General features: G+C 70.3%; 14 protein-coding genes. 2 read left to right on the top strand and 12 right to left on the bottom strand.

The features are described 5' to 3' along the window. Positions 1-65 precede the first annotated feature (65 nt). A complete protein-coding gene (gene pdxS, locus ACLQ3K_RS18215) occupies positions 66-998 on the bottom strand; it encodes a pyridoxal 5'-phosphate synthase lyase subunit PdxS (RefSeq protein ID WP_224644971.1) in 933 nt (310 codons plus the stop codon). Between the two features lie 152 nt (positions 999-1,150). On the opposite strand from pdxS, the gene ACLQ3K_RS18210 reads away from it, so the two are divergent. Continuing rightward, entirely contained in the window at positions 1,151-1,870 is a 720-nt protein-coding gene (locus ACLQ3K_RS18210; RefSeq protein ID WP_426000999.1) for a hypothetical protein, read from the top strand. 43 nt (positions 1,871-1,913) lie between these two features. On the opposite strand, the gene ACLQ3K_RS18205 is transcribed toward ACLQ3K_RS18210, so the two are convergent. From ACLQ3K_RS18205 to ACLQ3K_RS18155, 11 genes are all read right to left on the bottom strand, one after another. Continuing rightward, entirely contained in the window at positions 1,914-3,038 is a 1,125-nt protein-coding gene (locus tag ACLQ3K_RS18205; protein WP_426000998.1) for a hypothetical protein, read from the bottom strand. 255 nt (positions 3,039-3,293) lie between these two features. Further along, positions 3,294-4,892, bottom strand: coding sequence for a protein kinase domain-containing protein (locus ACLQ3K_RS18200; protein ID WP_426000997.1), 1,599 nt, complete (start codon positions 4,890-4,892; stop codon positions 3,294-3,296). A gap of 9 nt (positions 4,893-4,901) precedes the next feature. Next, on the bottom strand, positions 4,902-5,930 hold the full coding sequence (locus tag ACLQ3K_RS18195; protein ID WP_426001049.1) for an NUDIX hydrolase: 1,029 nt from the start codon (positions 5,928-5,930) through the stop codon (positions 4,902-4,904). Positions 5,931-5,944: 14 nt separating this feature from the next. Continuing rightward, positions 5,945-7,069, bottom strand: coding sequence for a glycosyltransferase family 4 protein (locus ACLQ3K_RS18190; RefSeq protein WP_336670435.1), 1,125 nt, complete (start codon positions 7,067-7,069; stop codon positions 5,945-5,947). Next, complete coding sequence (locus ACLQ3K_RS18185; RefSeq protein ID WP_336670723.1) at positions 7,069-7,983, bottom strand: phosphatidylinositol mannoside acyltransferase; 915 nt, start codon at positions 7,981-7,983, stop codon at positions 7,069-7,071. Before ACLQ3K_RS18185 ends, ACLQ3K_RS18190 begins: the two co-directional genes overlap by 1 nt. Then, the gene (pgsA, locus tag ACLQ3K_RS18180) at positions 7,983-8,642 is read right to left on the bottom strand and encodes a phosphatidylinositol phosphate synthase (protein ID WP_336670436.1); all 660 of its coding nucleotides are present in this window, start codon (positions 8,640-8,642) and stop codon (positions 7,983-7,985) included. The genes ACLQ3K_RS18185 and pgsA overlap by 1 nt, the downstream gene beginning before the upstream one ends. Positions 8,643-8,644: 2 nt before the next feature. Beyond that, entirely contained in the window at positions 8,645-9,205 is a 561-nt protein-coding gene (locus ACLQ3K_RS18175; protein WP_068525168.1) for an HIT family protein, read from the bottom strand. Positions 9,206-9,239: 34 nt separating this feature from the next. After that, positions 9,240-11,237: a threonine--tRNA ligase gene (gene thrS, locus ACLQ3K_RS18170; protein WP_426001048.1), complete on the bottom strand. Its 1,998-nt coding sequence runs from the start codon at positions 11,235-11,237 to the stop codon at positions 9,240-9,242. Positions 11,238-11,387: 150 nt separating this feature from the next. Further along, positions 11,388-11,900, bottom strand: coding sequence for a (2Fe-2S)-binding protein (locus tag ACLQ3K_RS18165; protein WP_426000996.1), 513 nt, complete (start codon positions 11,898-11,900; stop codon positions 11,388-11,390). Continuing rightward, entirely contained in the window at positions 11,897-12,319 is a 423-nt protein-coding gene (locus ACLQ3K_RS18160; protein WP_426000995.1) for a TIGR02611 family protein, read from the bottom strand. The genes ACLQ3K_RS18165 and ACLQ3K_RS18160 overlap by 4 nt, the downstream gene beginning before the upstream one ends. An 18-nt stretch (positions 12,320-12,337) precedes the next feature. After that, positions 12,338-13,051 carry a hypothetical protein gene (locus ACLQ3K_RS18155; protein WP_426000994.1) on the bottom strand — a complete coding sequence of 238 codons (714 nt, stop codon included), beginning with the start codon at positions 13,049-13,051 and terminating at the stop codon, positions 12,338-12,340. Positions 13,052-13,492: 441 nt separating this feature from the next. Here ACLQ3K_RS18155 and ACLQ3K_RS18150 point away from each other — a divergent pair, with 441 nt between their 5' ends. Further along, complete coding sequence (locus ACLQ3K_RS18150; protein WP_224644962.1) at positions 13,493-14,902, top strand: hypothetical protein; 1,410 nt, start codon at positions 13,493-13,495, stop codon at positions 14,900-14,902. Positions 14,903-15,018 lie beyond the last annotated feature (116 nt).

The raw sequence follows: 15,018 nt of genomic DNA, 5'->3' as shown, positions 1-15,018 counted from the left end.
CGTCTGCCCGACACGCGCATCTCGACGCTAGCGCGAATCGTCGGACACCGGCGGGCGACATGCCGTTACCAGCCGCGTTCCGCCAGGCGATGCGGCTGCGGGATGTCGTCGACGTTGATCCCGACCATCGCCTCGCCCAGCCCACGGGAGACCTCGGCGAGCTTGCCGGGGTCGTCGTAGAAGGTCGTGGCGGCGACGATCGCCTTGGCGCGCTGCTCCGGGTTGCCCGACTTGAAGATGCCGGAGCCGACGAAGACGCCCTCGGCGCCCAGCTGCATCATCATCGCCGCGTCCGCCGGGGTGGCGATACCGCCCGCGGTGAACAGGGTGACGGGCAGCTTGCCGTTCTTGGCGACCTCGACGACCAGGTCGTACGGGGCCTGCAGCTCCTTGGCCGCGACGTACAGCTCGTCCTCGGGCAGCGAGGTCAGGCGGCGGATCTCGTCGCGGATCTTGCGCATGTGCGTGGTCGCGTTCGAGACGTCGCCGGTGCCGGCCTCGCCCTTGCTGCGGATCATCGCCGCGCCCTCGGTGATGCGGCGCAGCGCCTCACCCAGGTTGGTCGCGCCGCAGACGAAGGGCACCGTGAAGGCGAACTTGTCGATGTGGTTGGCGTAGTCGGCCGGGGTCAGGACCTCGGACTCGTCGATGTAGTCCACGCCGAGGGCCTGCAGGATCTGCGCCTCGACGAAGTGGCCGATGCGGGCCTTCGCCATGACCGGGATGCTGACGGCCTCGATGATGCCGTCGATCATGTCCGGATCGGACATGCGGCTGACACCGCCCTGCGCGCGGATGTCGGCGGGCACGCGCTCGAGCGCCATGACCGCGACCGCACCGGCGTCCTCGGCGATCTTCGCCTGCTCGGGGGTCACCACGTCCATGATCACGCCGCCCTTGAGCATCTCGGCCATGCCGCGCTTGACGCGTGCGGTGCCGGTGACGGGTGCGGTCTGGGGATCAGTGGTCACTGATGGGTCTCCTCGTAGCTGGGACATGTGGGGCTCCAGTATTCCCGATGACGGTGCGCGCTTCCCAGCCCGGGTCGCCGGGGCGCGCTCACCCGGACAGTGCAGACGACATGCACTTCACGACATCGTCGATACAGTGGCGGCATGTGTAGGCATCCACGCAGGGCTACGCCGCGTCCATGAGCATCACCGTCGGCGTACTTCCATTCCTCATCGACACGGATCTTCAAGTCGGACCGGGCTTCGCGCCCGAGGCCGTCGAGGACTTCGTGAACCGCTGGTCCCTGGCGCCGTCGCCGGACGGCGAGGACGAGTACCTCACTGCGGACGACATCGCGCACGGGGCGCTCCCTCGGATCAGCGCATCAACCGAGGAGTTCGTGATCCACGGTCCGGTCGCTGACGAAGTCGACATGGCGATCGATTGGATGTTCACCGTCGGGGGCACCTTCATCGACCACTCCGGCCGATTCATCTCGATCGATGCTGGGTGGCTGGAACTCGAGGACCCGCACGCCTTCGAGCTGTTCGTCGTCGCAGACGCGGCAACCGCACGTGACGCCTTCGCCGCTCCTGACTGCCCTCCGGAGATCTGGGACATCCGGGACGGCTGGGAGACGGTGCCTGTGATCGTGCGCCGGCCGGTGTCTGACTGGTCTCCCGAGGTCAGTTGGAACGGATGGCGCGTGATGCTCCACGACCACGAGATCGAGGTGCAGACGGTGCCGGACCACGCCTTCTGGGGAATCCCGGTCCGTGATGTGGCGCCCGGCTACACCTATTGGGCGGAGAACTGGGCGGTGCGCGACACCGACGGTGTGCTCACGGCCGCGCACCGCGACGGCCGTGTCGTCACCGTCGAAGCCGGGGCAGGCGGCCCGGTCGTCCGATCGGAATAGGACGTCGTCGGGATCTCCCGTTTCGCGTGAGCGCATCAGGCTTCTATGCCGGGCCTGTACTCGACCAGATCACGCGCTCCTCGAGGCGAGAGTTCATCGTCGTCACGACGAAAAGCGGGTTCGCATCGAAGAAGCACTCGTAGGTCGCGGTAGCACCCTCCGAACGGAGCGTCGCGCGGTATCCCCGCGGCGTGCGGTCGGCCGGCATGTACCCACCGACACTCCTGCTCAGCCGCTGCCCCTGGTACCACAGGGACTCTCCCGCGTCGCAGATGACGAATCGAGAGCCGTTCCCTCCCTTCTCCGGGTCCGGATCCGTGACTGCGCGGTAGACGACGGTGCCACGCGATTCGCAGTTCGGGCCGTCGACGAATCCGGACCGTGTCAGCGTCGAAGCGATCGATTCGGGCGTTGGGGTGCTCGATGACGTTCCGCTTGCTTTGTCGGCGACATCGGGGCGCCCGCCTTCGTGCCATCCGGCAAGATGGCCGACGACTCCCGCAAGCATGGCCATCACTGCCGCCAGCGCCACCATCGTCAGGCGGTCGACACGCGGCGTGTGGATTCGCAAGTCCCACAGCGCGAGCCCGATCGTGGCGACCGGACCCACGAAGGTCACTAGCAGCCAGACGACCAACGGGTCGAACTCATGCCCGGTCACCGCCGTCTTGGTGAGCGCCTCCACGAGTCCGAACGCGCCCGTCGCAAGGATGCACACCGATGCCAGCGACGGATGGGCCTCGCCGAGACGGAACTGGTACGCCGCGCCCAATCTGGCTGCGTTGATCACGGCCCCCAACCAGAGTGGCAGCCCCAGCAGCAGAAGTAGTGACACGGGGCCGAGGGCGGAGGCGACGACAGGCACCGTTACGAGTGCCACCAGTGCCGCGAAGGCGATCAGTGGTCCCCCGAGATTGCGCATCAACCAGAAGGGATCGACCGACGCGCGCCCGCGCGGAAGGAAGAACGACGCACAGCTGCACAGCAGGACGATGCAAGCAGCGATAAGCGCGACCTTGACGACGCCCATCACTGCGGCCTGGAAGAGCCTGTCGACTCCGATCGACGAAGAGTTCCAGTACCACGACGAGAGGGCGGCCGCGAGGCTCCCAACCACCGCCGCCGTCGTCCTCAACCGACTCGGCGTCGGCCCGTAGCGCGGCGCCATCGGACCGAACGCCCAGTTCCAACCGGTAGTGAATTGCCTTCTCAGCAACGTCGCATCCCCCGATGTGATCGAACTGCGGCCCCCACGCCGCTGCACGTAGCCTAGGCGGATGCCCCGGTCGCCGGGTCCGCGGGCTGGCGAAAGCCGCTGCCGACTATGAATCCGTGTCCACCGCGGACAGGGTTTCATAGGCGGTCAACCGCTCAACAGTCGAACATCGCGTCCAACACCATCGGCCTCACCACTGACCGGGGGTCAGCGGGTCCAGACGGAGCGGGCGGGCTCCGACGAGACGGCGCGGCCGTCGCCGCGGGTGATCACGAGGCCGCCGGAGCTGACGGTGTAGATCGTGTCGTCCTTGTCCTTGCCCTTGGCGTCGCGATTGATCGCGCGGAAGCCGCCGGCGCCGTTCCGGGTCGCGGTGAGCGTGATGCCTCTGTTATCCGCGGAGACCTGCGCGCCGCGGTAGGTGAACTCACCGGCGGAACCGCAGATCACGACCCGGGAGCCGCCGCCGTTCGCCTTCGACGTGAGCAGCGCCAGCTGCAGCGTCTCACCTCCGGCGCACCGCGCCGGGCTCCCGACGAAGCCGTAGGCGTCCGTGCCCGGGACCGTCGGCGCCGAGGCGGTTTCCGAGGCGCCCGTCGGCGCTGCCGACGTGGCTTGCGCAGACGTCTCCGCTGGCGCGGTAGTGCCCGACGGGACAGGCGCGCCCGTCGGATCGGCCGACGCGGATTCCCCACCCCGGCCGAACGCCAGGTAGCCGACGGCCAGGAGCGCGATCACCAGCACCGCCACCAGCGCCGCTAAGGCCCACACGCGGCCGTTGCGCGCCGGAGCCGTCCCGGCGCCCACGCCCCCGACGGCCGTCGACGCAGGCACCGGCGTCCCCGCGAGCCCCTGGGCCGGCACGGGAGGCGCGGCGTGCGTGTACGCCGGGGGCGGAGTCGGCGGCGGGGTCGGCCGGATCACGGTGGGCCCGGCCCCCACGTGCGGTGTCGGCGCCGGCGCCGAAGACGGGGCGGTCAGCGCAGCCCGGAATGCCCGAGCGAAGGCGGCGTTGTCGGGGAACCGGTCGCGCGGCTGCTTCGCCAGCGCCCGCTCGAAGACGCGGGCCAGCCCGGGCGGGATGCCGGCCACCCGCGCAGCCGGGTCCGGCACGGGCGCCTGCAGGTGCGCCATCAGGACCGAACTGGGCGAGCCGGGGCCGTACGGCGGTGTGCCGGTGAGCAGCTCGAACGCCGCGCAGGCCAGCGAGTACTCGTCGGCCCGGTTGTCCAGGGGATTGCCCTCGATCACCTCGGGCGCGAGGTAGGCCATGGTCCCGACGGCCACGCCGGTCGCCGTGAGCGAGCTGGCCTCGTCGCTGGCCTTGGCGATCCCGAAGTCCACCAGCTTCACCCCGACGGGCCGTCCGGGCCGCACGGGCGCGAGCAGGATGTTGCCGGGCTTGACGTCGCGGTGCGTCAGGCGGCGTTCGCTCCACGCCCAGTCCAGCGCGCTCCCGACCTGCTCGATTACGTCGGCCACCATCGCGGGCGGCAGCGGGCCCCGCGTCCGCAGGTACTGGGCCGCGTCCTCGCCCTCGACGTACTCCATCGCGAGCCACAGCCGACCCTCGTACTCGCCGCGGTCGTGGATCGTGACGATGTTCGGGTGCCGCAGGCCGGCCAGGATGTCGGCCTCGCGGAGGAAGCGCGTCGCGAAGCTCGGGTCGTCGCCCAGTTGCGGTCCGAGCAGCTTCAGCGCGTCCTGCCGCGGCAGCCGCGGGTGCTCGACGAGGAAGACCTCGCCCATGCCGCCCGCGCCGAGGCGGCGCACCACCCGGTATCCGGAGATCTCCTTCGGTTGCATCGCGCTTCCCTACTCGATCACGGCCGGCTCGGCCGGCGCCTTCCCGGACACGAACGCGCTCCGCACATCGGGAATCAGGTCGGCGAGCGCCGCGGGGTAGACGGGGTCCGCGAACACCCGGATCTCGTCGGGGGTGCACCAGCGCATCTCGTCGAGCGTCCGGCGTTCCAGGTCCGTCCAGCCCGACGGTGCCGGGTCGAACCGCTCGCACTCGACGGCGAAGAAGTACTCGACGGAGTCGATCACCTCGCCGTCGAAGGAGAAGACCGCCTCCCGGCGGTAGAGCGGGCCGACGAACGCCGACGGCGCGAGCACGCGGCCCGTCTCCTCCCGCAGTTCGCGGGCGGCCGCGGCGCGCAGGTCCTCACCGCGCTCGACTCCCCCGCCGACGGTGAACCACCAGTGGCCCGCGGGCCGCGTCCCCTCCGGGACGGGCTCGTGGCCACGGACGACGAGCACGGCACCGTCGGGGTCCACGACGATGACCCGCGCCGAGACGCGCCGCTCGTCGTTCACGGCGAGCAGCGCCGCCGGGAGGATGCCGCCCCGGTCGACGATGTCGAAGTACTGCGGCATCGGCGCGGTGCCGCCCAGGTACAGCCAGCGCACGAACCGGCGGCCGCGCAGGGCGCGGGTGTCGCGGACGGCGTCGTTGTGGAACCGGCGCGCCATCGTCACGCGGGTGTCGGCGTCGGCGATCTCCGCGACGAGCGAGCGCGGCAGGGTCTCGATGTCGATCGCACCGATGGCTCCGGAGAGCCGGTTCTCCATCGGCATCCGGTCCTCGGGGGCGGCGTTCTCGGCGCGGTCGGCGGCGGCGCGGAGCATCTGCCCCTGCTCGGGCGGCAGCGTGGCGGCGACCGCGCGAGCGACGGCGGACCGTCGGGCGAGGGCGGCGTCGAGCGCGGCGAGCGAGAGGTCGACCCGCACGTGCAGCCGGTCCAGACGGTGCGCCGTCTGGTAGGCCAGGGCCGCGACGATCAGCACGGCCATCACGATCAGGCCGATGACGAGCACGGTGGTGGCGGTGAGATTCAGCACTGCGGCCCCCTTCAGTCGTCGATCGACACGACCACGCCGGGCACGGCGACGGTCTCGTACACGCGGATGACCTGCTCGGCGACGACGGACCAGTCGTAGCGCCAGACCACCTCGGAGGCGTGGGTGACCAGCTCGGCGCGGCGGAAGTCGTCGTCGAGCAGCTCGACGATCGCGCGGCCGAGGGCGGCACCGTCGCCGACCGGGAACAGGCGGCCGGCCTCGCCCCCGTCGAGGACGCGCTCGAAGGCGTTGAGGTCGCTCGCGACGACGGCGGTGCCGGCGGCCATCGCCTCGACGAGGACGATGCCGAAGCTCTCGCCGCCGAGGTTGGGCGCGACGTAGACGTCGGCGGAACGCAGCGCGGCGGCCTTCTCCTCGTCGGTGACGGCGCCCATGAGCCGCAGGTGCTTCGCGTACGGGCCGGCGTCGCGCAGGAGCTTCTCCGAGTCGCCCCGGCCGATGACGAGCACCTCGATGTCGGGCTGGGCCGCGACGATCGCGGGTAGCGCCTCGAGGAAGACGGCCATGCCCTTGCGCGACTCGTCGTACCGGCCGAGGAAGAGCACCGTCTTACCCGGTCGCGGGTAGCCGGGCAGCGGATCGCCGTCGGCGAAGGCGCGCACGTCGACGCCGTTGGGGATCTCGATGGCGTCGGAGCCGAGCGATTCCATCTGCCAGCGACGGGCCAGCTCGGAGACGGCGATCTTGCCGCGGATCTTCTCGTGCGACGGGCGCAGCACGCTCTGGAAGACGGAGAGCACCAGCGACTTCTCGGTCGACGTGTGGAAGGTGGCGACGATGGGACCGTCGGCGATCGCCAGCGCGAGCATGCCGAGGCTCGGCGCGTTCGGCTCGTGCACGTGGAGCACCTCGAACTCGCCCTTGCGGATCCACTTCCGCAACCGGCCGAACGCCTTGGGCCCGAAGGAGAGCCGGGAGACGGAGCCGTTGTACGGGATCGCGACGGCCTTGCCCGAGGAGACGGCGAAGTCGGGCAGCACCGTCTCCTTCGACGACGGGGTGAGCACCGAGACCTCGTGGCCGCGCTCGATAAGCACGCGGGCCAGGTCCACGACGTGAGCCTGCACCCCGCCCGCGACGTCGAAGGAGTACGGGCAGATCATCCCGATCCGCATCAGCGCACCTCGGGACCCTCGCCGAGGATCCGGTCGCGCCGTGCCTGCGACCAGTCGGACTCCCACAGGGGCTGCAGCATGTGCCAGTCCGCGGGATGCTCGGCGATGTTGCGCTCGAAGGCCTGCGCGAGCTGCTGCGTCGCGTCCTCGATGCCGCCGGAGACGTCGATCGGAGCCTCGGACCGGAAACCCCAGGCGTCGCCCTCGAACCAGCAGTGCACCGGCAACAGCGGCGCGCCGGTGTCGATCGCGAGCTTCGCGGGGCCCGCGGGCATCCGGGTGCGCTCGCCGAAGAACGTGACGGGGACGCCGTGCCGCGTGAGGTCGCGCTCGGCCAGCAGGCAGATCGGGCGGCCCTCGCGCAGCCGCTGCGCGAGCGCGGGCATGGGCGGCTGCTCGCCGCCGGAGAGGGGGAAGATCTCGAAGCCGAGGGACTCGCGGTACTCCACGAACCGCCGGAACAGCGATTCCGGCTTGAGCCGCTCGGCGACGGTCGCGAACCGGCCGTACTTCTGCGCCAGCCACACTCCGGCCATGTCCCAGTTCCCGCTGTGCGGCAGGGCAAGCACCGCGCCGGTACCGGCGGCCATCGCGTCGTGCAGGCTGGGCGTGTCGACGTACTCGTCGAGCCGCGCACCGAGCTCGACCAGGTCCATGGACGGCAGCCGGAAGGACTCGCGCCAGTAGCGCGCGTAGGAGCGTGAGGACTCCTCGATCAGGCTCTGCGGCACCAGGTCCGGGGTGGTCCCGAGCACGCGCGCGAGGTTCTTGCGGAGCTGTGTGTTGTCGCCACGCGCGCCGATCCGCCCGCCCACGTCGTCGATGAGGAACTTGGCGGCGAACTCCGGCATCCGCTTGGTGACGGCCCAGCCGGTGCGGTAGGCGAGGTCGGCGACCTCCTCGCGCGGATCGATCACGCCTGGTCCTCCTCGTGCTGCGCGGCCGCCTGCGGCAGCGGCAGCAAGTCGGTGGCGCCGGGCGAGCGGCGCACGGTCAGGGCCCGCTGGAGAACGGTGACGACGCTGGTCACGGCGAGCACCCACATCGCGACGTGGATCGCCCACCAGACACCCAGGCCCGTGATGCCGGCGCCCACGAGCACGATGATGAGGCGCTCCGGGCGCTCGATCCAGCCACCGTCGCCCTTGAGACCCGAGGCCTCGGCCCGCGCCTTGGCGTAGCTGATCACCTGCGAGGTGACCAGGCAGATCAGGGTGGCGATCAACAGGTTGTAGCGGTTGTCCTCGGTGAACACGGCCCACCAGGCCAGGCCGGCGAAGATGGCACCGTCGGCCACCCGGTCGCAGGTGGCGTCGAGCCAGGCCCCGAACCGGGTGCCGCCGCCCCGCACCCGGGCCATGGCACCGTCGAGCATGTCGAACATCACGAAGAACCAGATGATCAACGTGCCGACGAACAGGTGGTCCGTCGGGAAGAGCCACAGCGCGGCGGTCACCGAGCAGGCGGTGCCGAAGAGCGTCACGGCGTCCGGCGTCAACCCGGTCCGGATCAGCACTTTCGCGATCGGGTGGGTGACCTTGGAGACCGCCTCACGACTGAAGATCGACGACACTGCTAGACCTCCTCCCAGGCCTTCGCCATCAGCGCCCGGGTCTGTCCGAGGAGCTGCGGCATCACCTTAGTGCCCGAGAGCACCGTGATGTAGTTCGCATCGCCGGGCCACCGCGGCACGATGTGCTGGTGCAGGTGCTCGGCGATCGAACCGCCGCCCGACCGGCCCAGGTTGAAGCCCACGTTGAACGCCGCCGGCCGCGAGATCCGCTTGATCACGCGGATGGTCTTCTGGGTGAGCTTGATCAGCTCGAAGGCCTCGTCGTCGGTGAGGTCCTCCAGCTCCGCGACCTGCCGGTACGGCACCACCATGCAGTGGCCCGGGTTGTAGGGGAACAGGTTGAGCACCACGTAGCAGTGCTCGCCCCGGGCCACGATCAGCCCGTCCTCGTCGGCCAGCTTGGGGATCTCGAGGAAGGCTGTGCTGCCCTCCGGGACGGGAGGGGAATCGACGAGGTAGCGCATCCGGTACGGCGTCCAGAGCCGCTCGATGCTCTCGTCACCGTCGCCGACCCCGAAGTCGGTGTGCGCGCCGCGCGCGTCGCCGTCCGTGGCGTCCGTCATCGATTCCTCTCCCCTGTCGTCCCTGCGGTCCCGGTCAGGCGATGCCGACGGTGGCCTCCGCCGGGCCCAGCAGCTCGGCGGTCGGGGACTCGTTGCGGCGCGAGTGGACCCAGTGGACGATCCGCTGCACGGCGTCGTCGACGGGCACCTGGTTGACCTGGGTTCCGTCGCGGAACCGGAAGCTGACCGCGCCGGCGTCGCGGTCGGTCTCGCCCGCGAGCAGCATGAAGGGCACCTTCTGCGTGGTGTGGTTGCGGATCTTCTTCTGCATCCGGTCGTCGCTGTGGTCGACTTCGGCGCGGATCCCGTGCTTCTTCAGTTCGCGGATCACCGTCTCGAGGTGGTCCCCGAACTGCTCGGCGACGGGGATGCCCACCACCTGCTGGGGCGCCAGCCACGCGGGGAAGGCACCGGCGTAGTGCTCGGTGAGCACACCGAAGAAACGCTCGATCGAACCGAACAGCGCGCGGTGGATCATCACGGGGCGCTGCTTGGTGCCGTCGGGCGCGGTGTACTCGAGCTCGAACCGCTCGGGCAGGTTGAAGTCCAGCTGGATGGTGGACATCTGCCAGGTACGGCCGAGCGCGTCCTTCGCCTGGACGGAGATCTTCGGGCCGTAGAAGGCGGCGCCGCCCGGGTCCGGCACCAGGTCGAGGCCCGAGGCCTCGGCGACCTGCTGGAGCGTCTTGGTGGCCTCCTCCCACACGTCGTCGGAGCCGACGTACTTCTGCGGGTCCTTCGTGGACAGCTCGAGGTAGAAGTCGTCGAGGCCGTAGTCCTTGAGCAGCGAGAGCACGAACTCGAGGGTCGTGGTCAGCTCCTCGTGCATCTGCTCCTTGGTGCAGTAGATGTGGGCGTCGTCCTGCGTCATGCCGCGCACGCGGGTCAGGCCGTGGATCACGCCGGACTTCTCGTACCGGTACACGGAGCCGAACTCGAAGAGCCGCAGCGGAAGCTCGCGGTACGAGCGGCCGCGGGCGTCGAAGATCAGGTTGTGCATCGGGCAGTTCATCGGCTTGACGTAGTAGTCCTGGCCGGGCTTGGTGACGTTGCCCTCGTCGTCGTACTCGGCGTCGAGGTGCATGGCCGGGAACATCCCGTCCTTGTACCAATCCAGGTGGCCCGAGACCTCGTAGAGCGTGCTCTTGGTCAGGTGCGGGGTGTTGACGAAGTCGTAGCCGGCGTCGATGTGCCGCTGCCGCGAGTACTCCTCCAGCTCCTTGCGGATGATGCCGCCCTTGGGGTGGAAGACCGGCAGACCGGAGCCCAGCTCGTCCGGGAAGCTGAACAGGTCCAGCTCGGCGCCGAGCTTGCGGTGATCGCGCTTCTCCGCCTCGGCGAGCAGCTCGAGGTACTCGTCCATCGCCTCGGGCGACTCCCACGCGGTGCCGTAGACGCGCTGCAGGTCCGCGTTGTTCTGGTCGCCGCGCCAGTACGCCGCGGAGCTGCGGGTCAGCTTCACCGCGGGGATGTACTTGGTGGTGGGCACGTGCGGGCCGCGGCACAGGTCGCCCCAGATCAGCTCGCCGGTGCGGGGATTGAGGTTGTCGTAGGCGGTGAGCTCGGCGCCGCCGACCTCCATGACCTCGCTGTCGTCGGCCGCGCCCTTGTCGTCGATGAGCTCGAGCTTGTAGGGCTCGTTCGCCAGCTCGGCGCGGGCCTCGTCCTTGCTCGCGTAGACGCGGCGGCTGAACTTCTGCCCCGCCTTGATGATCTGCTTCATCTTCTTCTCGAGGCTCTTGAGGTCCTCGGGCGTGAAGGGCTCGGCGACGTCGAAGTCGTAGTAGAAGCCGTCCTTGATCGGCGGGCCGATGCCCAGCTTGGTGCCGGGGAAGCCGTCCTGCACGGCCTGCGCGAGGACGTGCGCCGCCGAGTGGCGGATCACGCTGCGCCCGTCCTCCGTGTTCGCCGCGACGGCCTCGACCTCGGTGTCGGTCTCGGGGATCCAGCTCAGGTCCTTGAGGGTGCCGTCCGTGGTCTTGACGACGACGACGGCCTCGGGGCCCTTGTTCGGCAGGTCCAGATCGCGCATGGCTGCCCCGGCGGCGATTCCTGCCGGGACGACGAAGGTGGTGCTCACAGTGCTCCTAGTCATGTAGCGGGCGGCATACCTGGCCGCACGCGGTTGTCAGTGGATCCGATCCTATCGGTCATCGCGCGTGCCGCTCGCCGGAGGCGACGCTCAGGCGAGCCGCGTCCGCCGCTCGTCCGGCGTCTGTCGGGGGCAGCTGAGGCACTTCGCCATGCCGGGGCACAGGTAGAGCAGGCAGCACGAGCCCCGTCGGACGACGGTGCCGCGCCCGGGCACCTCTTCGAACCGCGCCGGTGGGGCCTCGGGACCGCACGCGCGCAGCAGCCCGTCGGCGACGGTCCGCGGGTCCGTCGTATCCAGCGCCGCGGACGCGATCGAGTCGGTCGCGATCGCCCAGAGGGACCGCTGCGAGGCACCCGACTCGGTCGCGATCGCCGGGATCAGGCGGCGGCAGGCGCGAGCGAGGCCGCCGCCGGGATCGTCCGACGGTGCCGTCTCCCCCACCTCGGGCCAGCCTCCGGCCCCGGAACGGACGACCGCCGACCCGGCGTCCCGCCCCGCGACGGCCACGCGGGCGAGCGCTCCCGACAGGGCGTACCAGTACAGGACTCCGGCGACGCGGTCGTCGGGGGCGGCGACCGAACGCCGGAGTTCCGCGATCACCCGAAGATCGGGCTGGCGAGCCAGGGCCAGTGGATGCCGAACCAGCCGCCGATCATCGCGGCCGCGCCCAGCAGCCACACGGTGGCCAGCACGATGAGGCAGGTGCCGATCCCGAAGGCCCCCTTGACGACGATGTTCTGCCGGGAGAGCCACGCGGCGAAACGGTCGTAGCGTTCACGGGCGAAGCGCAGAAGCCGGTGCGCCCACTCGAATTCCGTGGCGAGGATGCCGAGCCCGGCGAAGACGATCAGCCAACCCGGCCCCGGGTACGGGATCGCGATGATGCCCGCGATGAGCACGATGCCGCCGATGACGCCGACGCAGATGCGCCAGGCGAGCGTGCCGTGCCGGGACGCCTTGATCCGTGCGCGCCACGCGCGCGGACCGCTCTGCGACAACTCCTTCTGCTGGTCATGCATGGTTCCACGGTACCGGCGTCAGCCGGCGACCTCCTCGAGCAGCGGGAGCGCGACGGCGTCCGCGATCGCGGGCGCGACGGCCTGCAGCTCGGCGTCGAGGATCTGCACCGCGACGCCGAAGGCCTTGGCGACGGCGCCGACGTCGCGGGATCCGGTCTCGGTGACGCGGATCCGATCACGGTCCGCGGGCTCGAGGTATCCGGGCGGAGCGCCGGTGCGGGCGCCCGCGAGCGCGATCAGTGCGTCGCGCAGGCCGTCGAGGGCGAGCGCGGCTGCCGGTCCGTCGCCGCGGAGCAGCGCCGCGCGGGTGCGCAGTGCGGCGAGCCAGGCGGGTCCGACCAGGTCCGGGTGGCCCGACGGTGCCGTCGCCTGCGGCCCGGCGGGCCCGAAGACCTGATGGAAGGGCTCGCCCGGCCGGGGGCCGAACCGCGCAGCCGGCACGACCGCGATCCGCGCCGTCAGAAGGTCGGGAAGCAAATAGACGGTGCCGCCCGGATCCGCGGTGTGGTGGATCGCGCCGAAGTCGCGGTACATCAGCTCGGTCCATCGTTCGCGGAGGTCGGCTATCGCGACATCCGCTGCGGCGGCGAACATCAGGTCGATGCCGGTGAACGCGTCGAGTGCTCCTGCCGCCGCGGCGCCGACCACGGCCCCGGCATGAACGCCCTCCGTCGCCTCGGCGGCGGCGATGAGGCGGTTGCCGACATCCTGTCGTTGCATCGCAGTGAACATGACGTTCACGATAACGGGTCGATCGGAACGTCGCGAAACAGTGGAGGACAGCTCGCACATCCACTTGTGCGGATCGGATCTTTAGCGTGCCTAGATTGCCATTCATCGCGCTTGCGCTCGTCATTCACGGCGACCCCAATCGGTTACGAATACATCGATTGAGCAGCGGCCTTTGATCGCAAAGGAGTGGAACGGGTTCTGTTAGAACTCATTGGATTTCGCTACTGCGTAGTAGCCAGAATCGCTTTGAACGAATAGCTTCGAAAGCTATTGGGAAACCGTGGAAATACTGATAACTTCAGAACTCCCAGGAGATGCACAGGCGCCGCTTCAGGCACTCGCACCGAGCGCAGACGCCTCTATTTTCTGCTGGGTCCACATCCCTACCGACCGGCGCGCTCGATCGAGCGTGCCGAACCTTCATGAACCGGAGGTCCTCCCATGTCCCCTACCTCACCCAAGCACGCCCGGAAGACGGTGCGCCGCAGCGCCGTTGCCGCCACCGCCGTCGCGGCCGCCGCAACACTGACCGTCGCCACCCCGGCGACTGCGAACGCGGCACCGACCGGCATCCCGCAGGTCGACGCGATCCTCGGCGCCGCCCCCCTCCTCCCCGGCGGCATTCCGCTGGTGACGATCCCGATCGTCGCGCCGCAGATCAACCAGGGCGTCGCCGCCTGGAACCAGATCCCCGTTCTCAGCGGCCTGATTCCGGTGAGCAACACGTCGGGCCCGATCGTCTCGACCGCTCAGGTGCCGGGCGCGCCGGCCGGTTGGGTCGGCCTCGGCCAGCAGGACACCTTCACCGTCGGTGCTCCGCTGGGCCTCGGAGGCCTGTCCAGCACCACCTACGGCCTCGTCGGTCTCGGCCCCGGGCTCGGAGTCGGCAGCGTCGGCGGCAACATCACCAACATCAACGGCCCGCTGGGCAGCTCGCTGGGCCTGAACACCTCGCTCAGCGCGATCACCGCGGGCGGTCTCACCACGTGGACCCCGTCGCTCGGGCTCAACGCCACCGCGCCCCTGGGCCTCGGTGCGGCGAGCGCGACGATCGTGCCGGTGAAGGTGACCTACGGTGCCAACACGTTCATCGTGGGCCTCCCGGCGATCAACCTCGGCCTGACCACCCCTCTGGGCGGCGGCAACCTCGTCCTGAACCTCGGCAGCATCGGTTTCCAGAACGGCCAGCTCGTTCTCGTGACCCCGAGCCTCTCGGGCGCGATCACCACGCCGCTCGGCGGCGGCACCGTCGGCGTGACGCCCGGCACGATCACCGTCGGAACCGGCGGCCTCACCGTCGACGCTCCGGACGTGACGGCCGGCGTGAACGTCGGCAACGTCGTCACGGCAGGGCTCAACGTCAACGGTGGCGGCGGCAGCATCACCCCGGCCGGCGTCTCGGTGACCGGTCCGTCGGGAACCGGCACCGTCTCGACGCCGGTCGGCGGCGGCACCGTCACGGCCAGTACGGGCAGCGCCTCCGCAGGCGCGAACGGCGTCTCGGTGACCGGCCCCGCCGCGAGCGGCTCGGTCACGACCCCCGTCGCCAGCGGCGAGGCCTCGGTCTCGACGGGGTCGGCAACCGTTGCGCCCAACGGCAACACCACGGTGACCGGCCCGAAGGCCGAGGCCGAGGTCACCACGCCGGTCGGCAGCGCGAGCGGCCACGTCGAGACCGGCAGCGCGTCGGTGAGCCCGAGCACCGGGTCGGCTTCGGTGACCGGCCCGTCGGGCGGTGTCGAGACGACCACGGCCGCGGGCACCCACGGCGTCGAGGCCGACACCGGCTCGGCTACCGCCAGCTCCAGCGGCGTCAGCGTCACCGACACCCCCTCGGTGGACGTGCACTGATACCGGCATGACGACCGCACGGCGGCCGGGGCGGGGCTCCCCCCGCCGCCGCGCGGGGGCGAGGAGGACAAGAGGCCCGCCAGGTGCGAGGACCCACGCGCGGAGACACAGCGCCA

The organism is Tsukamurella sp. DT100 (assembly GCF_049844855.1).
GTDB lineage: Bacteria > Actinomycetota > Actinomycetes > Mycobacteriales > Mycobacteriaceae > Tsukamurella.
This window is presented reverse-complemented; position numbering and strand designations above follow the sequence as displayed.